This is a genomic window from Aeromonas sp. s5, from assembly GCF_040907865.1.
Classification (GTDB): domain Bacteria; phylum Pseudomonadota; class Gammaproteobacteria; order Enterobacterales; family Aeromonadaceae; genus Aeromonas; species Aeromonas dhakensis.
Genome location: NZ_JBFOCO010000023.1, coordinates 391,993 through 413,885, shown reverse-complemented (window position 1 = coordinate 413,885; position 21,893 = coordinate 391,993). Strand labels below are relative to the sequence as shown.

Below are 21,893 nucleotides of genomic sequence, written 5' to 3'. Positions count from 1 at the left end.
AGATAAGCCGCTGGATGCAGCGTTATACATTCCTCTCATAAAATATCTTAGGAGTTCGACATGACCACAGAAAATAAAAACAACGCCACTACCGAAGTATTGAAAAATAATGAAATACCAGAAGTAGAACTAAAAGACGAACAGCATCCTCGATATTTAGAACATAAAGAAAAAATTATAAAACTTCATCAAGATGGAGCCATCACGCAGGCTCAATTAGTAGCAATAACAACGCTAGCGCCCCATCTCGTTGACCTAACAAAATCGGTAGCAGAAACTACCGCCAAAAGTCAGAACTCCGTTCTTGAAGCGCACAAAGCTACAGCAAAGAATGCATTAAACGCACAGGAAAAAATCATTGAAAAAACAAACTCCGAAGAAACACTTTCCAAGGTTTCAGACAATATTTCAAATATGAATAAAAGCAACAACGAAACCCAAGAAAAACTGAATCAATCGAATAATAGTCTGTATGAAAAACTTACTATCGGTGCCATTGGCGCAGTTGTTGGTGCAGTTGCTGGATTCCTCTTTAGCAGGAAATAGCGCGCAACGAGCACAAATGTCTAACAACTGGTTCAAACCGTTCGCTTCACTCACTGGGACGGGCTAAAGCCCGCTCCTTAACCAAACGTTAGAGAAAAAGATGAGCAGACGGCTACTAAAAAATCAGGACACCCACCTTGCTGAGCCAGACATGGCATAGCCAACATTCAAAAATATGGGTGTCCCTTATGACTATCTTCATCACTTGGCAGCCAATCTCAGCATCCCTTAGGACCCCTTCCCCACATCCGCCCCCCCATAAATATCAGCATCAATACCATCCCCGGCAGCCATACCCAGTAGAGCTCGGAGAGGATCACCGCTTCACCTCGGGCGGTGAAATAGGCCTCCAGCTTGAAGGGGGCGACCCGGATCACCTGCCAGGGGGCAAAGAAACGCTCGTCACGCCACGGCCAGAGCCAGCCCACCCCTTTGCCGCCGGTGGTGAGGGAATCGAGCAGGCTGTGGGAGAGCAGAGAAACCAGCAGAAACGACCAGACGGTAGCAGCGCTGGCCCGAAATTGGCGGTGAAACAGCATGGCCAGGTAGGCAGGACAAAGGCGAACAGCAGTGAGTGGGTAAAGCCGCGGTGACCAAAGACATGGCCGTAGGCAACCCCCAGTTTGAAGGCGAGCACATCTGCATCGGGCAGCATGGCGATGGCAACCCCCGCCAGCAGCAGGCGCGGCGGGATGAGCCGGCTGCCAAGCCCCAGTCCAAAGCAGAGAGGGACGGCGGCGTGAGTGACGATGGTGGGCATAGGGTAAAGCTCCAACTGAAAACGTGAGCCTACCTTATCCCCGCTCGGTGAAGTGAAGGTGAAGTTGCGTGCCACCAGCCTTGAGCCCATGACGGGCATTGCCTACAATGACCCACTTTTTATCACACTCAGGTAAATAAAATGAGCGACAACAAACCGGCCCTGCCCGACCGCCTGGCGGCCAACCCGCGCAGCCCGCACCATGTGGCGGAGTGCTTCCAGCACGAAATCGGCATTCGCGTGAACGGCAAGGAGCGCACCAATGTCGAGGAGTACTGCATCAGCGAAGGTTGGGTGAAGATCCCCTCCCCCAAAGCCAAGGATCGCTATGGCAACCCCATGCTGATCACTGTCAAGGGCACCGTCGAGGCCTTCTACGCCTAAGCCGCCCTGACCGCGCGCCCCGCCGGGCCCGCCGCCATGCTGTTCAGAACACCGGCCTTGTGCCGGTGTTCTGCTTTGGGCCCTGCATCTTTGCATCGATGGCGGGCAAGGCGTGTCGCAGCGGGCGCCGCCCCCTCTTGCGTCGGGGCAGCGTCTCGGCAATCCTTGCCGCCCCTTGAACTGGCAAAATCTCATCCATGAACAAGCTGTTTGTCCTGCTGGCGCTGTTGACCCTGAGCACAGCGGCCCGCGCCGATATCCTTATCAATCCCCAGATCGTGGTGAACGGCCAGAGCCAGGGTGACGGGCGTATCCACATCTGTACCCTGACCCCCTTCAACAGCGTCTATGCCGATGCGGGGCGCAGCGAGTGGCTGGCGCGCCAGAAGGTAAGCCGCCGCTGCCAGCAGGGCCAAGGCAACAACAGCCTGTTTTGCGAGGCGGCCAAGGCGAGCTGCATCACCACCACTCTCGATGAGAGCGACGACGCCAGCACCCTGCTGGTGTTCGACGGTGCCCACCAGAGCGGCGAGTCCCTGCGCATCGACCGGGATATTGCGGATCTCGGCCGCTACGGCTTTGCCAATCGCATCTCCTCCTTCACCGTGCCGGCTGGCTGGGTGGTGCGCTTTTACGAGGAGACCGATTTTCGCGGCGGCTACTACACCCGCAAGGGCGGCGAGCAGGAGGCGACCGACTTCAACAATCGCATCCGCTCGGTGCGGATCCTGAGCCGCTAGCGCCTTGCCCCATCACCTCTTCGCCATAAAAAAACCTCTGCCCAGGCAGAGGTTTTTGCTTTTCGAGGCTTACTGCCAGTTGGGGTCGGCCTCAACCTGCTTCATCAGGGCAGCCTGCATCCCCTTGTCAGGCTGGCCGAGCCAGGTGTAGCGGGCAAACTTCGACGGGGTTTCGCGGGCGGCGTCGCTATCTGGCAGGTCGATCAGCACGCCCCATACCCGTTTGGCCTTGGCATCCACCAGCAACTGCATGTAGTGGCTGGCGCAGTCATGAGGTTTGCAGACCGAGCCGCTCTGATACGGTGTACCGGCCACGGCTTCAAGCGGGGAGCTGGTGCCGTTGCCGCTGCGCACCCACTTGGGCAGGTTCTTGATGCCCTGGGTCGCCTTGGCCCAGGTGGCCTTGAAGTCCGCCGACAGCAGCAGATCAGAGGTATAGGTGGCGGCGGCAAACGCCGGCGCGGCGCCGACCAGCAGCAGGGAGAGCGCCAATGCGCGAGAGAGACGGGTCATGGTGTGATTCCTTGTTATATGAATGCCTGAACGGGCGCGGACTGGCCGCGCGTCATCACGCTACCGCCTGCGCCCGCCCCTGTCGAGCCCACGCCGTGCCGAGGCGTCAGTGGCTGGCGCCAGATGAACGACACCCCGCCGCGCCAGTGGCGAGACGGGGTGTGCATGGAGGCAAGGGTCGCTTAGCCGAGGGAAGCGAACAGCCCCGCCAGGGTGGCGCTCATCAGGTTGGCCAGGGTCGCGGCCAGCACCGCCTTGAAACCGAGGCTCGCCACGTCGTGGCGGCGCTCCGGCGCCATGGTGCCGATGGAGCCGAGCTGCACCGCAATGGAGCCCAGGTTGGCAAAACCACAGAGGGCGAAGGTGATGATGATCTGGGTGTGGGCGCTCAGATCCTGCTTGATGTTGGCAAAGTCCAGGTAGGCGACGAACTCGTTCATGATCACCTTCTGGCCGATGAGTGACCCTGCCGCCATCATCTCGCTGGCCGGCACGCCGATAAGCCAGGCCACCGGGGCAAACAGGTAACCCAGCAGCTGCTGCAGGGAGAGATCAGCCCAGCCGAACCACTCGCCCACCGTGGTGAGACCGGCGTTGATCATGGTGATCACGCTGACAAAGGCCAGCAGGATAGTACCGATGGCCACCGCGATCTTCATGCCGCTCATGGCGCCACCCGCCAAGGCGTCGATGGCGTTGCTGTACTCGCTCTTGTCGAGGGTGATCTCGGCCTGATCGTTCACCTGCTGCTGCTCAGGCACCAGCAGCTTGGCCATCAAGAGGCCCCCCGGCGCCGCCATAAAGGAGGCGGCGATCAGGTATTTCAGATCCACACCCAGCCCTGCGTAGCCACCGAGCACAGAGCCAGCCACTGAGGCCATGCCACAGGTCATCACCGCAAACAGCTCGGAGCGGGTCATGCCCGCCAGGAAGGGGCGGATCAGCAGCGGCGATTCACCCTGGGAGAGGAAGATGTTGCCGGTGGCCACCAGGGATTCGGCGCGGCTGGTGCCGAGCAGGCGGTGAATACCCCCCCCCAGCACCCGGATCACCCACTGCATGATGCCGAAGTGATAGAGCACCGCGATCAGCGCGCTGATGAAGATCACCAGCGGCAGCACCCGCACGGCGAAGATGAAGCCGTTGCTGGCCAGATCGCCAAACACGAAGCGGATGCCGCTGTCGGCAAAGCCGAGCAGGGCGGAGACGCCGTTGCTCATGGCGCCGAGCATGATTTGACCGGGGGGGAAGTAGAGCACCAGGGCGGCAAAGCCGGTTTGCAGGGCGAGCGCCCCCAGCACGGTCCGCCAGCGGATGGCACGGCGGTTTTCACTGGCCAGCCAGGCGATAAACATCAGGGCCAGCATACCGACCAGACTCAATAACAGCGTCATCTTGCACCTATGAAGAGAGAAGTTTCATACGGCAAGTCTGCAGACAGGCATCGCAGGGAGCGGGCGGGAAAGGTGCCGACCCCGCGACACGCAGACCACAAACCTACAGGTTAGTGGCGGGTCCCATCCTGGGGTCATTCACGTTCCGGGTGACGGCGAGTATCGGGTGACGCCAACCAGAACGCAGGGAGCCGCGCGCCAGGTGGCAGGTCGGGCGGCGATGGTACAGTGATCGCCGTCACAGAAAAAGCGGTAAAACGATTGGCACCGTCAACTTTTTCACAGTCATGGCCCCTTTCGCCGAAAACGCGGCAGGATTGCGCCACAACTGAGCCACTTCACAGGAAAACCACACCTCGCTCCCCCCGAATAGGGCAAACACCACCCCCTTCCCCGGATAACCGAAGCGGTTCACGTTTTTTCACGCCACGACGCGGTACACTGACCAATCACCAAGTTTATGTTTTTATTGAAAAAGCCCCATGGTCCTGGAATGGCCTGGAGCCATCAACCTTCGGTGGAACGCCATCATGATGAAAAGAACCGCGATTGCCCTGACGCTGGCCGGCCTGCTGACATTGCCTGCCGTGCTCCCTTCCGAAGCCTGGGCTACCCCGGTACGCTCCCTGCAAAAGGAGCAGAATTACGACCAGTACATCAGCAAGCGCCAGGTGGTGGATCAGCTGCTGGCGGACGCCTGGCAGATCTTCAAATCCCCCGCCCGCATCTCCACCGCCGGCTTCACCGCCAAGATGCCGAGCAACATGGAGCAGGTCACCGAGCTGCTGCTGCAGGCCTACCAGCTCGAGCCCTATCGCACCGACCTGCTCATCTCGGCGGCCAACGCCCAGATCTACAACGGCAACGTGGACAAGGCCATCGGCCTGTTCGAGCAGGCCCTCAGCACGGCGCCCGATGACATCGACCTGCTGACCTACCTCGCCACCTGGCAGACCTTCAAGCACAACGAGACCGCCGCCAAGGGGTATCAGAGCAAGCTGGCGACCCTCAATCCCGGCCGGGCCGCCGATCTGCAGCGCATCTTCGACACGGTCGAGCGCGTCATCGCCACCCCGCTCAAGGAGCAGGGTGAGCGCTCACCCAAGCCGGGCAACCGGGCCATCGTCACCCTGGGTTATGCTCTCAATCCCGACGGCTCCATGCACGACATCCTGCTGGGCCGGCTGGAAACCACCCGGGCGCTGGCCAAGGCCAACCCGGCGACCCTCATCATTCTGACCGGCGGCGTGCCCCAGCACCGTCAGACCGAGGGCAAGCTGATGGCGGACTGGCTGGTGAAAAAGGGGATCGACCGCTCCCGCATCATCGAGGAGAACTACGCCACCAGCACGGTGGAGAACGCCCTCTACAGCGGCTATGCCCTCGCCCGCCACCAGATCGAATACGCCACCCTGGTGAGCTCCGCCAGCCATGTGCGCCGGGGCCAAGCATTGCTTGAGATCGCCTGCTGGCAGAGCGGGCCGGCCGGGATCCGGATAGACAGCGTCAGCTATCCCGACAAGCCACTCTCCGAGCTTGCCAAGGTGAGCGACAGCGAGCTGCTCGGCATCTACCGCGATGCCCTGCGCACCTATGGGCTCTGGAGCTACCGCTCCGCCCCCCTGCTGGAGCGTTGAGTCCGGGCGGGCCGTGCTCACCCGGCCCGTTGCCAACGCGCGTCTTGCCTCAGCGGCATCCCCTGCACCATACCAACCCGCCCAACCGGCGGGTTTTATTTTATCTGCCCAACAAGCCGGTTCGATATTCAATAAATGGGCAAGCATTGCCATATCCGTATAGGTTTGCCGATATTTAAAGCCGTTTTTTCGGCACCTATTGCCAACCTTCAAATATCGACTTGCCATATTGAGATATATGAATAAACGGATTGGGTTGCCGTTCTTTTTCTAAGAACCATATCTCATCAGCCATATATTTTCGGTCTTTCCTCAGCGCCCCGATAAATGGGAAAACTGCCCCTTCATTCCCCCGATGGAGCAATATCATGACAGGAAAAGGACATTCCCTCTGGCTGGCGGCGCTCGCCCTGCTCAGCCTGCAAGCCAGGGCCGTGGACGTCACTGTGGCCTACCAGACCTCGGCCGAACCGGCCAAGGTGGCCCAGGCCGACGACACCTTTGCCCGCACCAGCGGCGCCACGGTGAAGTGGCTCAAGTTCGACAGCGGCGCCAGCGTGGTGCGGGCGCTCGCCTCCGGCGACGTGCAGATCGGCAACATAGGCTCCAGCCCGCTGGCGGTGGCCGTCAACCAGCAGGTGCCCATCGAGGTGTTTCTGCTCGCCTCCAAGCTCGGCAACTCGGAAGCGCTGGTGGTCAAGCCCGGGCTCACCTCCCCCGCAGCCCTGGCCGGCAAGCGCATCGCCGTCCCCTTTACCTCCACCACCCACTACAGCCTGCTGGCCGCGCTGCGGCACTGGGGAGTGGATCCGGCCAGCCTGCAGATCGTCAACTTGCAGCCACCGGCCATCATCGCCGCCTGGCAGCGGGGTGACATCGATGGCGCCTATGTCTGGGCGCCGGCCCTCAACGAGCTGACCAAGGGCGGCAAGGTACTGACCGACTCGGCCCAGGTGGGCGAGTGGGGCGCCCCCACCCTGGATGTCTGGGTAGTGCGCAAGGCGTTCGCCAAGGCCCATCCCGAACTGGTGCAGGCCTTCGTCGACAGCACCCTTGCGGCCCAGCGCGACTACCTGGCCAACCTCGACGGCTGGCTCGCCAAGCCGGACAACCTCGCCAAGCTGTCAACCTTGAGCGGCGTACCCGAGGCGGACGTGCCCGCGCTGGTCAGGGGCAACAGCTACCTGAGCGCCAGCCAGCAGGGCGCCGAGCTTAAGGAGCTGGTGAACCAGACCCTGGTGGACACCAGCCGTTTTCTCAAGGAGCAGGGCAAGGTACGAAGCGCTGGTCACGATTATCGCGACTACGTGACCGACCGCTTCGTCAAGGCTCACGCCCGCTGACCCCGCAACACAAGGAGGCATGCATGCTGCAGCTCACTCACCTTTGTGCCGATTACGCCGGACGCAGAGTCCTCGACAACATCAACCTGACCCTGGATGCGGGCGAGCTGATGGTGGTGCTCGGCCCCTCCGGCTGCGGCAAGACCACCTTGCTCAACCTCATCGCCGGTTTTCAGCCCGCCCAGCAAGGCACCATCAGCCTGCAGGGGCGGCCGGTGCGCGGCCCCGGCGCCGAGCGGGGGGTGGTCTTCCAGAACGAGGGGCTGCTGCCCTGGCGCAACGTGCTGGACAATGTCGCCTTCGGGCTGCAGCTGGCCGGCGGTCAACGCCAGCGGGTCGGCATCGCCCGGGCGCAGGCCACCCAGCCGCAACTGCTGCTGCTCGACGAGCCCTTCGGCGCCCTCGACGCCTTTACCCGCGAGCAGATGCAGACCCTGCTGCTGCGCCTGTGGCACGAGCAGCACCGGCAGGTGCTGCTCATCACCCACGACATCGAGGAGGCGGTGTTCATGGCCACCGAGCTGGTGCTGCTCTCCCCGGCGCCGGGGCGAGTCATGGAGCGGCTGACCCTGGACTTCGGCCGCCGCTTCGCCGCCGGCGAGCCCTGCCGCAGCATCAAGTCGGATCCCGCCTTCATCGCGCGGCGCGAGTATGTGCTGGAGCGGGTCTTTGCCGAGCGGGAGGTGTTTGCATGAGCCTCACCCTCTCCCGCCCGTTCGACCCGGCCCGCCGGATACGCCTGCGCTGGCCGCTGCCGCGCCGGCTTGGGATAAGCCTGCTGACTCTGGGTGCCCTGCTGGCGCTCTGGTGGCTGGTGGCCAGGCTCGGACTGATAAGCCCGCTGTTCCTGCCCCCTCCCGCCCAGGTACTGCAGCAATTTGCCACCCTCACCGGGCCGCAGGGCTTCATGGACGCCACCCTCTGGCAACACCTCGCCGCCAGTTTGCAGCGCATCCTCATCGCCCTCGCGGCCGCCACCCTGTGCGGCGTGACGGTGGGTCTCGTCATGGGGCTCAGCCCCACCCTGCGCGGCATGCTCGACCCGCTGATCGAGCTCTACCGGCCAGTGCCGCCCCTTGCCTACCTGCCGCTCATGGTGATCTGGTTTGGCATCGGCGAAACCTCCAAGGTGCTGCTCATCTATCTGGCCATCTTCGCGCCCGTCGCCATGGCCACCCTGGCGGGAGTGCAGGGCGCCAGGCAGGTGCGACTGCGGGCCGCCCGGGCGCTCGGCGCCAACCGCTGGCAGGTACTGTGGTACGTCATCGTGCCCGGCGCCCTGCCGGACATTCTCACCGGGCTGCGCATCGGGCTCGGGGTCGGCTGGTCCACCCTGGTGGCGGCCGAGCTCATCGCCGCCACCCGCGGCGTGGGTTTCATGGTTCAAGCCGCCGGCGAATTTCTTGCCACCGACGTGGTGCTGGCGGGCATTCTGGTGATCGCCCTGATCGCCTTCACTCTGGAACTTGGTTTACGTGCGCTGCAGCGTCGCCTGACGCCGTGGCATGGAGAAGGACTATGAGCAATTCCCTGCATATCACCCCCCTCGGCCCCCACATCGGCGCCGAGATCAGCGGCATCAGCCTGGCCGGGCCGCTCGATGAGGGTCAGTTCGCGCAGTTGCAGCAGGCCCTGCTGACCCATCAGGTGCTGTTCTTTCGGGATCAGCCCATCAACCCCCGCCAGCAGCGGGCGCTGGCCAACCGCTTCGGCGATCTGCACATTCACCCCGTCTATCCCCACGCGCCGGAGGCCGAGGAGATCATCGTGCTCGACACCCACGACGACAACCCGCCAGACAACGACAACTGGCACACCGACGTCACCTTCATCGAGACGCCGCCAGCGCTGGCCATTCTGGCCGCCAAGCAGCTGCCGCCGGTGGGGGGCGATACCCTGTGGACCAGCGGCATCGCCGCCTTCGAGGGACTCTCCCCCCGCCTGCAGCAGTTGCTGGCAGGGCTGGAAGCCGAGCACGACTTCACCAAGTCGTTCCCGGCCCATAGCCACAACGCCAGCCCGGCCGAATACCAGCGCTGGCAGGAGGCGGCGGCCCGCAACCCGCCGCTGCGCCACCCTGTGGTTCGCACCCACCCCTTGAGCGGTCGGCAGGCGCTGTTCGTCAATGAGGGCTTCACCACCCGCCTGCCCGATTTGCCGGCACAAGAGAGCGAAGCGCTGCTCGCCTTCCTGTTTCGCCATGTCACCAAGCCCGAGTATCAGGTGCGCTGGCGCTGGCGGGAGCACGACATCGCCATCTGGGACAACCGGGTCACCCAGCATTACGCCAACGCCGACTATCTGCCGGCCCGGCGAGTGATGCACAGGGCCACCGTGCTGGGGGACAAGCCGTTCTGGCGCGCGCCCGTGTAACGCCAGGACCTCTCCCTGTGCCGACCGGTTGCGCCGCCGTTATTGATCCCGCATAAAATAACGGTGCGCGTTGCCGGTCATTATTTTCAAATAGAACAATGAGACCATCAAATATCACCATAAATATGTAAATCGACACACCTTGCAATATTTCCATACAACTTCCGGCTGCCATCCGGTCGGCCCCTCCCCGTACTATTTCGGGGTTCAGGCTAGATAAATGGAAATAGACAATGAAATACACGCTGCTCATGACCCTGCTGGCACCGGCATTGCTGGCAGGTTGCAATCTGGAAAAGAAAGAGGAGCCCTTCCAGGCCCGCCATATTCGCGCCGGCTATGACGCCGGCCAGGTCTGCCAACAGCTGCGCCAGGGCTGGCAGGAGGACGGCATCGCCATTCCCGCCAGTCAGGTCAGTTGTCACTACCTGACGGTACCGCTCGATTACGACAAGGAGTGGGTCCAGATCAAGGAGAGCAAGTGGGAGAAAAGCTCCACCTCGCGCTCCAGCAGTGGCTTTTTCTCCGGCGACAGCAGCCGTTTCTCCTCTTGGTCGAACCCGCCCAGCCGCACCCAGATCAAGCAGGAGACCCGCACGGTCAAGGGCGACACCCTGGATATCTTCTATCTGCACTATCGCGCCAGCGGCGACTATCGCGGCACCCTGTTCTACAACCCGGGCGGCCCCACTTCGGCCACCCCGGATCTCGGCCTTTTGCTCGACCTGCTGCGCAGCGCCAACCCCGCCATCCTTGAGCACTACGACATCGTCACCCTGGATCCCCGCGGGGCTGGTTACAGCGCCCTCGGCCACGAGCTGCGCAGCTGCCTGCTGACCGACAAGCAGGGGGTGCGGCCAGACATGACCCCGGCGCAGCTCGCCCAGCTCTTTGCCAGCCGTGACAAGGGCGCCCTGCCGGCACTCGAGAGCGGGGCCGATCAGGGCAAGGCCTTCAGCGCGGCCCTTTTGGAGCGCTGCGACGAGCCGTTGCGGCTGCATGCGCCGCACCTAGGCTCCCGGGCCGTGGTCGAGGACATGGAGCGCCTGCGCCAGCACCTGGGGCGCGAGCGGATCACCCCCATCACCTTCTCCTACGGCACTCGTCTGGCGGCCCTCTATGCCGCCCGCTACCCGAGCCACGTGGCCAATCTGGTGGTCGACTCGCCGATGTCCCCTGCCGAGAGCCGCTACCCGGCCATCTTTCGCCGCGATGGCGAGAATGCCAACCGCATCCTGGCCTGGCGCTTCGGGGATCAGGCGCTGCAGCGCAGCATGGCGGTGACCCGCCAGGTGCGCGACAACGGCCGCTATGTGGACAATCAGGGCAATGTGCTCGACCGCGCCAGCTGGGTGGCGGTGCTGGGCGATGCCATCAGCGGCAGCCAGCGCGACGATCAGCTCGCTTTCTGGCAGCAGGACGACGCCGGCCCCCTGCTGGCCCGCCTCGCCGGGCAGGACGATGAAAACCCCTATCAGGAACTGCAGGAGATGCCCTTCTTCAGCGCCATCCACTGCACCGACAACAGCGAGCCCTATGGCTGGCAGGGGCTGGATCCGGAAGATGCCGCCTTCCAGGGGGCCGGTGCCCTGCTGCTGGCCAAAAGCTTCAACACCTGCGCCGACTGGCCTTATCCGCGCCAGCCCATCACCAGCTACGGCGCCAGCGAGATAAAGCTGCCGGATGATGCCAAAGCCCTGGTGCTCGGCGCCGAATACGATCCCAATACCCCCTTCGCCGGTGCCCGCCAGATGCAGGCCGCCTTTGGCAGCGCCGCCCGCCTGGTGCAGGTAGAGCAGAGCAATCAGCATGGCCAGCTCAGCAGCTCCCGCTGCGCCCGGGCGGCCCTCAGCACCCTGCTGCTGGGGGATGCCGCGAGCCTGCCCGCCGAGCAGCGCTGCCTGGCCGACTGAGCCCAGCCCTATCAAACACAGCTGGATGCAATCCAGCGAAATAGAGCCCAGCTGAGCACAGCCCAATAAAAAGCCCGCCGGATTGGCGGGCTTTTTCATGCTGGTCGGTGTCCTCAGGCGGCGACCAGCGACTCCAGATCGCGCCGGCTCAGGCGCTTGCTGTCCACCTTCACATAGACGGAGCGCTCGGAAGCGGCCAGCAGCACGTCGCTCACCCCCTCGCAGGCGCGGATCTTCTGCTCCAGAGCCGCATCAACCTCCACCCCTTCCGGCAGCACGATGCGCAGGCTGCTCACATAGGGGGGCTCGGCCATGGTAAGGCTGACCCCGAGCCAGACCAGCGCCAGCGCGGCGCAGCCGCCAAACACCAGGGCGCCGCCCCCCAGGCTGTAGAGCAGGCCGCCGAGGCTGCCGCCGATGGCCACCCCGATGAACTGGCTGGTGGAGTAGATCCCCATGGCGGTGCCCTTGTAGCCGGGGGGCGACTCCTTGCTGATAAGAGAAGGCAGCAGCGCCTCCATCACGTTGAAACCGATGAAGAAGATCTGCAGCCCGGCGAGCAGGCCCCACAGCTGCAGGCCGCTTTGCCAGAGCACCAGCTCGGCGATGAGCATCACCAGCACGCAGATCTGGAACACCCGCTTCATCTTTCTGCGTTTCTCGGCATAGATGATGAACGGCACCACGCTGACGAAGGCGATCAGCATGGTGACCAGATAAGCCTGCCACTGGCTGTCGCGGGGCAGGCCGGCGCGCTCCAGCAACGGTGGCAGTGCCACGAAGCTCGACATCAGCAGGGTGTGCACGCAGAGAATGCCGAAGTTGAGCTTGAGCAGGCGCGGGTTGGTCAGCACGGTGCGCATCCCCCCCTTCACCATGCCGGACTCGCGGTTGAGCAGGTGACCGCTCGGGGTCGGCACCAGCCAGAGGGTGACGGCGATGCCTGCCAGCGCCAGCAGGGCGATCAGCCAGAAGAGACCACTGAGCCCCAGCGCATGGGTGATGAGGGGACCCGTCACCATGGCGATGGCGAAGGTGATGCCAAAGCTCACCCCGATGAAGGCCATCGCCTTGGTGCGGTTCTGCTCGCGGGTGAGATCCGACAGGAGCGCCATCACGGCAGCCGAGATGGCGCCGCTGCCCTGGAGGGCGCGGCCGAGGATCACGCCCCAGATGGAGTGGGTGAGCGCCGCGATCACGCTGCCAAGGGCAAACATCAGCAGGCCGCCGACGATGAGGGGCTTGCGGCCCACCTTGTCGGAGAGCAAGCCGAACGGGATCTGGAACAGCGCCTGGGTCATGCCGTAGATGCCGATGGCCAGGCCGATGAGCGCCTCGGAGGCACCAGCCAGCGACATGCCGTAGGTGGTCAGCACCGGCAGCACCATAAACATGCCGAGCATGCGCAACGAGAAGACGGAGCCGAGCGCCCAGGTGGCACGGCGCTCGCCCCTCGTCATGGTGAAATCATTCATGATGGCCTCGATAGGTCAGGAAAAAGGAAGACTCAAGGGGTGGCCGACACTGGGCTTGCCACACCCGACAGAGGGGAAAAGTGCCCGACGGGGCGGCCCCATAATAACAGAGCCGGGAAGGTTCCCGGCTCTGGATTTCATGCATTTTAGGGGGGCAAGTCACACTATCAGGGCAGCATGCTCACCAGTACCGCAGGCTCGGCCTCCGGCTGGAAGTCCACCGACATCATTACGCTGAGACAAGTGATGGTGACGATGGAGAACATGAACAGCTTGCGCGCCCAGAGCGAGTCATCCACCGCAGCCTTGTAGCCAGACAGCGCCATCCCCAGCCACCAGACGCTGACCGCGGTGGCCACCACCAGATACTTGTAACCGGCGTAGCCGCCGAGGAACAGCATCAGGGTCGGCACCATAAAGGCCAGGATGTAGAGGGTGATGTGGAGCTTGGCCACCGGGATCCCCTTCACCACCGGCAGTACCGGGATGTTGGCCGCCTGGTAATCCTTGAAGCGGAAGATGGCGATCGCGTAGGAGTGCGGCATCTGCCACAGGCTGAAGATCGCCAGCAGGATCAGCGCGCCTGAGTCGAACTGACCGCTCACCGCGCAGTAGCCGATGACCGGCGGCGCTGCGCCGGAGAGGCTGCCGACCAGGGTGCCGTAGACCGAGTGACGCTTCATGTAGAGGCTGTAGACCCCCACATAGACAATGAAGCCCAGCACCGCCAGCAGGGCGGCCAACGGATTGGCCGCAAAGTAGAGCAGTGCAATGCCCGCAATGCCGAGGGCGCTCGCGTACCAGAGCGATACGCCGGGGGCGATCAGACCCTTCACCAGAGCACGGTTCTTGGTGCGCTCCATGATGCAGTCGATGTCCCGGTCGATGTAGTTGTTGAACACGCAACCGGAGGCGACCACCAGTGATACACCAGCCATGGTCAGGATGAAGAGGGGCACATCCAGGCTCCCCTTGGAGGCCAGCAGGAACCCTCCGATAACCGAGATGAGGTTACCGAAGATGATGCCCGGCTTGGTCACTTGCAGGTATTGCTTCATCATCATTGCCAACCTGCTCAGTGAACCATCATGTTGATGTTGAGGTTGTACATGATCCACAGGGAACCCACGACCACGATGGCGATGATGAGCACGGTAAAGATCAGTGCCACCAGGTTCCAGCGCTCCTCGGACGAGGTGTTCATGTGCAGGAAGTAGACCAGGTGCACGAAGATCTGCACCACCGCCATGCCGACCACGGTGGCCAGCACAGTAGCGTGAGAGGCAGAGCCGTCCATCACCATCCAGAACGGCACCGCGGTCAGGATCAGGGACAGCACGAAGCCGATCAGGTAGCTCTTGGCGCTGCCGTGGCTGGCGCCGTGATTGTCAACGGAATGACTCATTACATGACCCCCATCAGATAGACCACGGTGAAGACGCAGATCCACACCACGTCGAGGAAGTGCCAGAACAGGCTCAGGCACATCAGACGGGTACGGTTGCGATCGGTCAGCCCCTTCTTGGCTACCAGCACCATCATCACGATGATCCAGACAAGGCCGCTGGTCACGTGGATACCGTGGGTCCCCACCAGGGTGAAGAAGGCGGAGAGGAAACCGCTGCGATCCGGACCGTAACCCTCGGCAATCAGGTGATGGAACTCGTAGATCTCCATCGCGATAAAGCCGGCACCGAACAGGAAGGTGATGAACAGCCAGGTATTGACCGCCGCCACCTTGTTCTTGTTCATGGCCAGCATGCCAAAGCCAAAGGTGATGGAGCTCAGCAGCAGCAGCATGGTTTCGGCAAACACGAACGGCAGTTCGAAGATGTCCTTGCCGCTCGGGCCGCCGGCGGTGCCGTTGACCAGGACCGCATAGGTCGCGAACAGGGTCGCGAACAGGATGCAGTCACTCATCAGGTAGATCCAGAAGCCGAATACCTTGTTGGCGCCGGCATCATGGTGCCCATCCTCATGGGCACCGTGAGTGTGATGTAGAACGTCAGTCGCCATGGAATTAAGCCACCTTGTTGAGATTTTCAAAATGCTGACGCTCGATCCGCTCGATCTCGTCAACCTGCACGTAGTAGTCCACGTCGTCATTGAAGCTGTGGATGATCCAGGTGGCGATCATGCCGACGAAGCCGGCGATGGCCATCCACCAGATGTGCCAGATCATGGCAAAGCCGAACAGGGTGCTGAAGGCGGCGATGATGACGCCGGCACCGGAGTTTTTCGGCATGTGGATCGGGTCATAGTGCTTGGGCTGCTGATAGGCAGAACCGTCCTGCTTGGCTTCCCAGAACGCATCCAGCCCTTTGATCTTCGGCTCGATGGCGAAGTTGTAGAAGGGGGGCGGCGAGGAAGTGGACCACTCCAGGGTACGGCCACCCCAGGGATCGCCGGTCAGGTCGCGGTTCTTCTCGCGGTCGCGGATGCTGACCACGATCTGGATTACCTGGCACAGTACGCCCAGCGCAATCAGACCGGCGCCGCAGGCAGCCACCACCAGCCAGCCGTGGAACTCGGGATCGATGTTCTGGCTGACACGACGGGTCATGCCCATGAAGCCCAGCACGTAGAGCGGCATGAAGGCGACGAAGAAGCCGGTGATCCAGCACCAGAAGGCGCGCTTGCCCCAGACGTCATCCAGCTTGAAGCCGAACGCTTTCGGGAACCAGTAGGTGATACCGGCGAAGCAACCGAACACCACGCCGCCGATGATGACGTTGTGGAAGTGGGCGATCAGGAACAGGCTGTTGTGCAGCACGAAATTGGCGGCCGGCACGGAGAGCAGTACCCCGGTCATGCCACCCACGGTAAAGGTGATGATGAAGCCGACGGTCCACAGCATGGGTGAGGTGAACTCGATGCGACCGCGGTACATGGTGAACAGCCAGTTGAAGATCTTCACCCCGGTCGGGATGGAGATGATCATGGTGGTGATGCCGAAGAAGGCATTCACGTTGGCGCCCGAGCCCATGGTGAAGAAGTGGTGCAGCCAGACGATGAAGGAGAGCACGGTAATGGCGATGGTCGCCCACACCAGCGAGGTGTAACCGAACAGCTTCTTCTTGCAGAAGGTCGCCACCACTTCGGAGAAGATCCCGAACACCGGCAGTACCAGGATGTACACCTCGGGGTGACCCCAGGCCCAGATCAGGTTGATGTACATCATCATGTTGCCACCCATGTCATTGGTAAAGAAATGGGTACCCAGGTAGCGGTCTGCGGTCAGCAGGGCGATGGTGACAGTCAGGATCGGGAAGGAGGCGATGATCAGCACGTTGGCGCACAGGGCGGTCCAGGTGAACACCGGCAGGCGCATCATGGTCATGCCAGGGGCGCGCATCTTGATGATGGTGGCGAAGAAGTTCACGCCGGTCAGCAAGGTCCCCAGACCCGAGATCTGCAGACTCCAGATCCAGTAGTCGACCCCGACCCCCGGGCTGAATTCCAGCCCCGACAAGGGCGGATAGGCCAGCCAGCCGGTCTGGGCGAATTCACCGACCCCGAGGGAGACGTTGATCAGCACCACGGCTGCGGCGGTGAACCAGAAGCTCAGGTTGTTCAGGAAGGGGAAGGCGACGTCACGGGCACCGATCTGCAGCGGCACCACGATGTTCATCAGACCGATCACCAGCGGCATGGCCACGAAGAAGATCATGATGACGCCGTGGGCGGTGAAGATCTGGTCGTAGTGGTGCGGTGGCAGTATGCCCTCGCCGCCAGCCGAGGCCATGACCTGCTGGGTACGCATCATCACAGCGTCGGCAAAGCCGCGCAGCAGCATGACCATGCCGAGGATGAGATACATGATACCGAGGCGTTTGTGGTCGACCGAGGTCAGCCACTCTTTCCACAGATATTGCCACTTGCCGAAATAGGTGATGAGACCGGCGATACCCAGCCCACCCAGAATGATGCCGGCGATCGTGACCATGATGATGGGTTCATGGTACGGAATGGCATCGAGAGTTAATTTTCCAAACATCAGTTAGTACCCGCTTTCACAGTCTTGTCGGCCGGCATGTGACCGGCGTGGTCCATCTGCTCGCCCTGGGCCTCATGGTGCATGTCGTCGCCGTGCTCCATGCCTTCATGGCTCATGGAGGCGTCATGCTCCATGCCTTCGTGGCTCATGGAGGCATCATGCGGCATGGCGGCCTGCGCTTCGCCGTGTTGCATGGCGGCGTGCTCGCCGTGCTTCATGTCGCCCATGAACTTGTTGATGATGTTGACGAACAGCTTGGGATCGGCGCTGGCGAAGTACTCCACCGGGTGGTTTTCGCTCTTCTTGGCCAGGGCATTGAACTCATCCATGGTGTTGAGCGCCTTGGAAGAGGCTTTCACCTTGGCGACCCAAGCGTCGAAACCGGCCTGATCCTGCGTGGCGATGGCGTTGAACTTCATGCCGGAGAAACCGGCGCCGCTGTAGCCACCCGAGATACCCTTGTACTGGCCTGCCTCGTTGGCAATCAGGTGCAGCTTGGTCTGCATGCCCGCCATGGCGTAGATCTGGCCGCCCAGCTGGGGAATGAAGAAGGAGTTCATCACGGTGTCGGAGGTCACCCGGAAATTGACCGGGGTGTTGACCGGGAATGCCAGCTCGTTGACCGAGGCGATACCCAGCTCCGGATAGACAAACAACCATTTCCAGTCAAGGGAGATGACATCGACCTGGATCGGCTTCACCTCGGATTCCAACGGTTTGTAGGGATCCAGAGAGTGGGACGTTTTCCAGGTAATCACCGCCAGGATGGCGATAATGATGACGGGTACGGTCCAGACGACCGCTTCAATCTTGTTGGAGTGGGCCCAGTCAGGCGCATAGGTGGCATTGGTGTTGGACGCTCGGTATTTGTAAGCGAACGCCACTGCCATCACGATCACGGGCACCACCACGATCAGCATCAAGCCGAGTGCGGTCAATATCAGTGACTTCTGCTCCAGACCAACTTGCCCCTTGGGGCTCATCAGCGCCATGTCGCAGCCGCTCAGCAAGCCGGCAGTCGCGAGCAACAGCAAAGCGCCCAAGCCCCTCTTTACATCAAAAGGTCTCATGCAATGTCCTCATCTTCGCAAGGCTAAAGTGGTAAGAAAAACGCAGCATTCTATTTCACCGGGGGGGGATGTGAACAACATGAAAAATTAATCTTTCACTTGTGTGCGGTTTGCGATTTCTGTGTGTCGCATGTTAATGGCTTGACGCCGCTGAATTTATCCATATCGGGCCGTTCTCAATTAATCAGCGGCTGGCTCAATTTTATTCAATCAGCGTTGATTAAATGACCACTTCGTCGTTTAACCTTTTATTTCACAAGGATAAAGGGCGTCATTTGGTGGCCTTGCGGTGAAAATTCAGGCGATAATCAGGCCCTGTTTGTCGACCATGGCCGAATAAAGGTGAGACTCGAAATTAACCATAATTAATCAAATTAAATTTCAATTAATTCCTTGGTGTTGATGTGCCTTTGCCCCACAAACATGCATATTTCATCCATCTCACCGCCATGACCATCACATGATCCCCCATTTTGTTTAATAAGTTATTATCAAAGCCATGGACTCCATCGGGATATAGCGGTAGGTTGCGCCCCTTCGTTACTCGTCAGTCACGAATTCAACCCTATCCCACTTCTCATTCGACTCTTCATTTACAGGGATTGCCATGAGCATCACACGCAGAGACTTTCTCAACGGCGTCGCCATTGCCATTGCGGCCGGCGTCGCCCCCATCCAGCTGCTGCAGGCCGCCGAAGGCGGCAAGGCGCTGGCCGAGAAGACGCTGGTCTATCCGCCCGCTCTCACCGGCCTGCGCGGCAACCACCCGGGCTCCTTCGAGCCGGCTCACAGCATCGCCCGCGACGGCAAGCAGTATGACTTCGCCCACCTCCCGCTGGAGGGCGAGTACGATCTGGTGATCGTCGGCGCCGGCATCAGCGGCCTCTCCGCCGCCTGCTTCTACCAGCAACTGCTCGGGGCGGACAAAAAGATCCTGCTGCTCGACAACCACGACGACTTCGGTGGACACGCCAAGCGCAACGAGTTCACCACCCCGGACGGCCTGCGGCTGGGTTACGGCGGCAGCGAATCCCTGCAATCGCCGCGCTCCGTCTACAGCCCGGTGGCGCTGGGGCTGCTCAAGGCGCTGGAGGTCAACATCGACGAGCTGGCCAAAGGCTTCCAGCAGACCTTCTATCCGGATCTGGGCTTGAGCCGCGGCGTCTTCTTTGACGAGAAGCACTTCGGGGTCAACAAGATAGTGAGCGGCGATCCGGGCCACAGCGTGGCCGACGACATCCCGCGCGATCGCTTGAACGGCCGGCCGCTGGCCGAGTTCATCGGCGACTTCCCGTTCGACGACACCGACAAGGCCGCCCTGCTGGCGCTGCACGAAGAGAAGACCGACTACCTGCACGGCATGACTCGCGAGCAGAAAGACGCCTGGATGGAGAGCAACAGCTACACCACCTTCCTGCGCGACAAGGTGGGGCTGAGCGAGCGGGCCATCACCTTCTTCCAGCAGCGCACCGACGACTTCCAGGCGGTCGGCATCGATGCCACCTCCTGCGCCGACGCGCGCCTGTGCGCCCTGCCGGGCTTTGCCGGCATGGATCTCACCCCGCTCGATGCAGAATCCCAGGCCGAGCTGGACGACCCCTACATCTTCCACTTCCCGGATGGCAACGCCGGCCTCACCCGCTTGATGGTGCGCAAGCTCATCCCGCAGGTGGCCCCGGGCCACACCATGCAGGACGTGGTGCTGGCCAGGTTCGACTACAGCCAGCTCGACCGCCCCGAGCACAAGGTGCAGCTGCGCCTCGGCAGCACGGCGCTGCAGGCCAGAAACGTACCGCTCAAGGACGGCAAACAGGGGGTGAACGTCACCTACATCAAGGAGGGCAAGCTGCACCGGGTGCAGGCCAGACAGTGCATCATGGCCGGCTACAACATGATGATCCCCTACCTGGTGCCCGAGATGCCGGAGCCCCAGAAGGAGGCGCTGCGCCAGAACGTCAAGGCGCCGCTGGTCTACACCAAGGTGGTGATCAGAAACTGGCAGCCGTTCGTCAAACTCGGCGTGCACGAGGTCTATGCCCCGGCCGCCCCCTACAGCCGGGTCAAGCTCGACTACCCGGTCGACCTCGGCGGCTACGAGCATCCCAAGAACCCGGATCAGCCCATGTGCCTGCACATGGTCTATGTGCCGACCCTGCCGGGCAGCGGCCTCTCGGCCCGCGAGCAGTCCCGCAAGGGGCGTGCCATGCTCCTCGGCATGCCGTTCGAGCAGCACGAGCAGATGATCCGCGAGCAGCTGCAGGCCATGCTGGGCGAGGCCGGCTTCAATCATGAGCAGGATATCCTCGCCATCACGGTCAACCGCTGGTCCCACGGCTACTCCTACATTGCCAACTCCCTGTTTGACGATGAAGAGCAGTCGGAGCGCTTCATTGAGCGGGGTCGCCAGCCGGTGGGCAACATCACCATCGCCAACTCGGACGCGGGTTGGAGCCCCTATGCCCACGCCGCCATCGACGAGGCGTGGCGCGCCGTCAACGAGCTGGTCGCCCTGACCAAGGGAGGTGCCAAATGATCCGTTCCCTGACTGCCAGCGCCGTGCTGCTGGCCCTGCCCACCTTCGCCCTGCAAGCCGCCCCCGCCATGTCGGCGGGTGAATACGTGGCCAAGCTGGGGGACTGCGCCGCCTGCCACACCAGCGAGGCGAGCAAGCCGCTCGCCGGCGGCAAGGGTTTCCCCACCCCGGTCGGCACCGTCTACGCCACCAACATCACCCCGGACAAGACCCACGGCATCGGCAACTACAGCCTGCCCGAGTTCATCAAGGTGATGCGCGAAGGGATCACCCGCAGCGGCGACCCCCTCTACCCGGCCATGCCCTACACCGCCTACGCCAAGATGAGCGATGAGGATCTCACCGCCCTCTACCACTACCTGATGCAGGATGTGCAGCCGCAGGCCATTGCCAACAAGGCGAGCGACATCCCCTGGCCACTCAACATGCGCTGGCCCCTCAGGGGCTGGAACTGGCTCTATCACGATGACGGCCGCTTCACCCCGGTCGCCGGCAAGAGCGAGGAGTGGAACCGCGGCGCCTATCTGGTGCAGGGGGCCGGCCACTGCGGCAGCTGCCACACCCCGCGCGGGATCGGCATGCAGGAGAAAGCCCTGACCGAGGCGGATCCTCTCTATCTGAGCGGCGCCACCCTGGATGGCTGGTATGCCCCCGATATTCGCGGCAGCCGCTACGACAAGCAGGCCCTCATCGATCTGCTGAAAACCGGCCGCAGCCAGCATCAGGCCGTCAGCGGCCCCATGGCGGAAGTGATCACTCACAGCAGCCAGTACTTCAGCGACACGGATCTGGCCAGCATCGCCACCTACCTGACCGGGCTGGATGACGAGGCACCGGCCGCCAGGGGCAACCGGGCCTACGCCAGTGCCGGCGGCAAGGCGGACTACGCCATGTACTGCTCCACCTGCCACGGCAACGACGGGCGCGGCAACGACCACGTCATCCCCTCCCTGATCGGCAACCAGACCGTGCTGGCCGAGGATCCGGCCAGTCTGCTCAACGTGCTGCTGCACGGCGCCGAGACCCCCATCACCCAGGGCAATATCGGCTACCACATGCCGGGCTACGGCTGGACCCTCAACGACCAGCAGATCGCCGAGCTGGTCAATACCCTGCGCACCTCCTGGGGCAATGAAGGGGTGGCCATCAAGCCGGAGACGGTCAAGGCCCAGCGCGCCCTGCACCAATAATTCGCGCCGACCCTAACAAAACGGG

General features: G+C 62.2%; 19 protein-coding genes and 1 pseudogene. 11 read left to right on the top strand and 9 right to left on the bottom strand.

Translation table 11 applies throughout. The features are described from left to right. Positions 1-60 precede the first annotated feature (60 nt). Positions 61-546, top strand: coding sequence for a hypothetical protein (locus tag AB5Y94_RS14605; protein WP_368205961.1), 486 nt, complete (start codon positions 61-63; stop codon positions 544-546). Between the two features lie 218 nt (positions 547-764). Here AB5Y94_RS14605 and AB5Y94_RS14600 read toward each other — a convergent pair. Further along, positions 765-1,306 (bottom strand): annotated as a pseudogene (locus AB5Y94_RS14600) (metal-dependent hydrolase). Positions 1,307-1,447: 141 nt separating this feature from the next. Here AB5Y94_RS14600 and AB5Y94_RS14595 point away from each other — a divergent pair. Then, positions 1,448-1,690, top strand: a complete 243-nt coding sequence (locus AB5Y94_RS14595; RefSeq protein WP_005302916.1) for a DUF3297 family protein — start codon at positions 1,448-1,450, stop codon at positions 1,688-1,690. A 197-nt stretch (positions 1,691-1,887) separates the two neighbouring features. Beyond that, positions 1,888-2,430 carry a beta/gamma crystallin-related protein gene (locus AB5Y94_RS14590; RefSeq protein WP_368205959.1) on the top strand — a complete coding sequence of 181 codons (543 nt, stop codon included), beginning with the start codon at positions 1,888-1,890 and terminating at the stop codon, positions 2,428-2,430. A 69-nt stretch (positions 2,431-2,499) separates the two neighbouring features. Here AB5Y94_RS14590 and AB5Y94_RS14585 read toward each other — a convergent pair whose 3' ends face one another. Together AB5Y94_RS14585 and AB5Y94_RS14580 are read right to left on the bottom strand one after the other, a co-directional pair. Then, the gene (locus tag AB5Y94_RS14585) at positions 2,500-2,943 is read right to left on the bottom strand and encodes an inhibitor of vertebrate lysozyme family protein (protein ID WP_017765669.1); all 444 of its coding nucleotides are present in this window, start codon (positions 2,941-2,943) and stop codon (positions 2,500-2,502) included. Between the two features lie 182 nt (positions 2,944-3,125). Next, positions 3,126-4,337 carry a NupC/NupG family nucleoside CNT transporter gene (locus AB5Y94_RS14580; RefSeq protein WP_368205957.1) on the bottom strand — a complete coding sequence of 404 codons (1,212 nt, stop codon included), beginning with the start codon at positions 4,335-4,337 and terminating at the stop codon, positions 3,126-3,128. Positions 4,338-4,819: 482 nt separating this feature from the next. Between AB5Y94_RS14580 and AB5Y94_RS14575 the strand changes: the two genes are divergently transcribed. The 6 genes from AB5Y94_RS14575 (at position 4,820) to AB5Y94_RS14550 (ending at position 11,603) form a co-directional block, all read left to right on the top strand. Continuing rightward, positions 4,820-5,974 carry an ElyC/SanA/YdcF family protein gene (locus AB5Y94_RS14575; RefSeq protein WP_368205955.1) on the top strand — a complete coding sequence of 385 codons (1,155 nt, stop codon included), beginning with the start codon at positions 4,820-4,822 and terminating at the stop codon, positions 5,972-5,974. Positions 5,975-6,342: 368 nt separating this feature from the next. Then, positions 6,343-7,317 (top strand): taurine ABC transporter substrate-binding protein, encoded by a 975-nt coding sequence (tauA, locus tag AB5Y94_RS14570; RefSeq protein WP_368205953.1) that lies wholly within the window; start codon positions 6,343-6,345, stop codon positions 7,315-7,317. 23 nt (positions 7,318-7,340) lie between these two features. After that, the gene (locus AB5Y94_RS14565) at positions 7,341-8,012 is read left to right on the top strand and encodes a taurine ABC transporter ATP-binding subunit (protein WP_368205951.1); all 672 of its coding nucleotides are present in this window, start codon (positions 7,341-7,343) and stop codon (positions 8,010-8,012) included. Next, positions 8,009-8,839 carry a taurine ABC transporter permease TauC gene (gene tauC, locus AB5Y94_RS14560; RefSeq protein WP_368205949.1) on the top strand — a complete coding sequence of 277 codons (831 nt, stop codon included), beginning with the start codon at positions 8,009-8,011 and terminating at the stop codon, positions 8,837-8,839. The genes AB5Y94_RS14565 and tauC overlap by 4 nt, the downstream gene beginning before the upstream one ends. Further along, on the top strand, positions 8,836-9,690 hold the full coding sequence (tauD, locus tag AB5Y94_RS14555) for a taurine dioxygenase (protein ID WP_368205947.1): 855 nt from the start codon (positions 8,836-8,838) through the stop codon (positions 9,688-9,690). The genes tauC and tauD overlap by 4 nt, the downstream gene beginning before the upstream one ends. A 233-nt stretch (positions 9,691-9,923) precedes the next feature. Continuing rightward, entirely contained in the window at positions 9,924-11,603 is a 1,680-nt protein-coding gene (locus AB5Y94_RS14550; RefSeq protein WP_368205945.1) for an alpha/beta hydrolase, read from the top strand. Positions 11,604-11,716: 113 nt separating this feature from the next. On the opposite strand, the gene AB5Y94_RS14545 is transcribed toward AB5Y94_RS14550, so the two are convergent. The 6 genes from AB5Y94_RS14545 to cyoA all read right to left on the bottom strand — a co-directional run bounded on the left by AB5Y94_RS14545 (position 11,717) and on the right by cyoA (position 18,145). Further along, positions 11,717-13,078 carry an MFS transporter gene (locus AB5Y94_RS14545; protein ID WP_368205943.1) on the bottom strand — a complete coding sequence of 454 codons (1,362 nt, stop codon included), beginning with the start codon at positions 13,076-13,078 and terminating at the stop codon, positions 11,717-11,719. A gap of 167 nt (positions 13,079-13,245) precedes the next feature. Beyond that, complete coding sequence (gene cyoE, locus AB5Y94_RS14540; protein ID WP_095592355.1) at positions 13,246-14,142, bottom strand: heme o synthase; 897 nt, start codon at positions 14,140-14,142, stop codon at positions 13,246-13,248. Positions 14,143-14,153: 11 nt separating this feature from the next. Continuing rightward, positions 14,154-14,483, bottom strand: coding sequence for a cytochrome o ubiquinol oxidase subunit IV (locus AB5Y94_RS14535; RefSeq protein WP_368205941.1), 330 nt, complete (start codon positions 14,481-14,483; stop codon positions 14,154-14,156). Further along, entirely contained in the window at positions 14,483-15,094 is a 612-nt protein-coding gene (locus AB5Y94_RS14530; protein WP_005302934.1) for a cytochrome o ubiquinol oxidase subunit III, read from the bottom strand. Before AB5Y94_RS14530 ends, AB5Y94_RS14535 begins: the two co-directional genes overlap by 1 nt. 4 nt (positions 15,095-15,098) lie before the next feature. Then, on the bottom strand, positions 15,099-17,075 hold the full coding sequence (gene cyoB, locus AB5Y94_RS14525; protein ID WP_005302935.1) for a cytochrome o ubiquinol oxidase subunit I: 1,977 nt from the start codon (positions 17,073-17,075) through the stop codon (positions 15,099-15,101). Beyond that, positions 17,075-18,145, bottom strand: coding sequence for a cytochrome o ubiquinol oxidase subunit II (gene cyoA, locus AB5Y94_RS14520; RefSeq protein WP_368205939.1), 1,071 nt, complete (start codon positions 18,143-18,145; stop codon positions 17,075-17,077). The genes cyoB and cyoA overlap by 1 nt, the downstream gene beginning before the upstream one ends. Positions 18,146-18,752: 607 nt before the next feature. On the opposite strand from cyoA, the gene AB5Y94_RS14515 reads away from it, so the two are divergent. After that, positions 18,753-20,678 carry an NAD(P)-binding protein gene (locus AB5Y94_RS14515; protein ID WP_368205938.1) on the top strand — a complete coding sequence of 642 codons (1,926 nt, stop codon included), beginning with the start codon at positions 18,753-18,755 and terminating at the stop codon, positions 20,676-20,678. Continuing rightward, the gene (locus AB5Y94_RS14510) at positions 20,675-21,868 is read left to right on the top strand and encodes a cytochrome c (RefSeq protein ID WP_368205936.1); all 1,194 of its coding nucleotides are present in this window, start codon (positions 20,675-20,677) and stop codon (positions 21,866-21,868) included. Before AB5Y94_RS14515 ends, AB5Y94_RS14510 begins: the two co-directional genes overlap by 4 nt. Positions 21,869-21,893 lie beyond the last annotated feature (25 nt).

Coding starts and splice junctions, on each gene's coding strand:
- AB5Y94_RS14605 (WP_368205961.1), top strand. CDS start 61: ATGACCACAGAAAATAAAAACAACGCCACTACCGAAGTATTGAAAAAT.
- AB5Y94_RS14595 (WP_005302916.1), top strand. CDS start 1,448: ATGAGCGACAACAAACCGGCCCTGCCCGACCGCCTGGCGGCCAACCCG.
- AB5Y94_RS14590 (WP_368205959.1), top strand. CDS start 1,888: ATGAACAAGCTGTTTGTCCTGCTGGCGCTGTTGACCCTGAGCACAGCG.
- AB5Y94_RS14585 (WP_017765669.1), bottom strand. CDS start 2,943: ATGACCCGTCTCTCTCGCGCATTGGCGCTCTCCCTGCTGCTGGTCGGC.
- AB5Y94_RS14580 (WP_368205957.1), bottom strand. CDS start 4,337: ATGACGCTGTTATTGAGTCTGGTCGGTATGCTGGCCCTGATGTTTATC.
- AB5Y94_RS14575 (WP_368205955.1), top strand. CDS start 4,820: ATGGTCCTGGAATGGCCTGGAGCCATCAACCTTCGGTGGAACGCCATC.
- tauA (WP_368205953.1), top strand. CDS start 6,343: ATGACAGGAAAAGGACATTCCCTCTGGCTGGCGGCGCTCGCCCTGCTC.
- AB5Y94_RS14565 (WP_368205951.1), top strand. CDS start 7,341: ATGCTGCAGCTCACTCACCTTTGTGCCGATTACGCCGGACGCAGAGTC.
- tauC (WP_368205949.1), top strand. CDS start 8,009: ATGAGCCTCACCCTCTCCCGCCCGTTCGACCCGGCCCGCCGGATACGC.
- tauD (WP_368205947.1), top strand. CDS start 8,836: ATGAGCAATTCCCTGCATATCACCCCCCTCGGCCCCCACATCGGCGCC.
- AB5Y94_RS14550 (WP_368205945.1), top strand. CDS start 9,924: ATGAAATACACGCTGCTCATGACCCTGCTGGCACCGGCATTGCTGGCA.
- AB5Y94_RS14545 (WP_368205943.1), bottom strand. CDS start 13,078: ATGAATGATTTCACCATGACGAGGGGCGAGCGCCGTGCCACCTGGGCG.
- cyoE (WP_095592355.1), bottom strand. CDS start 14,142: ATGATGATGAAGCAATACCTGCAAGTGACCAAGCCGGGCATCATCTTC.
- AB5Y94_RS14535 (WP_368205941.1), bottom strand. CDS start 14,483: ATGAGTCATTCCGTTGACAATCACGGCGCCAGCCACGGCAGCGCCAAG.
- AB5Y94_RS14530 (WP_005302934.1), bottom strand. CDS start 15,094: ATGGCGACTGACGTTCTACATCACACTCACGGTGCCCATGAGGATGGG.
- cyoB (WP_005302935.1), bottom strand. CDS start 17,075: ATGTTTGGAAAATTAACTCTCGATGCCATTCCGTACCATGAACCCATC.
- cyoA (WP_368205939.1), bottom strand. CDS start 18,145: ATGAGACCTTTTGATGTAAAGAGGGGCTTGGGCGCTTTGCTGTTGCTC.
- AB5Y94_RS14515 (WP_368205938.1), top strand. CDS start 18,753: ATGAGCATCACACGCAGAGACTTTCTCAACGGCGTCGCCATTGCCATT.
- AB5Y94_RS14510 (WP_368205936.1), top strand. CDS start 20,675: ATGATCCGTTCCCTGACTGCCAGCGCCGTGCTGCTGGCCCTGCCCACC.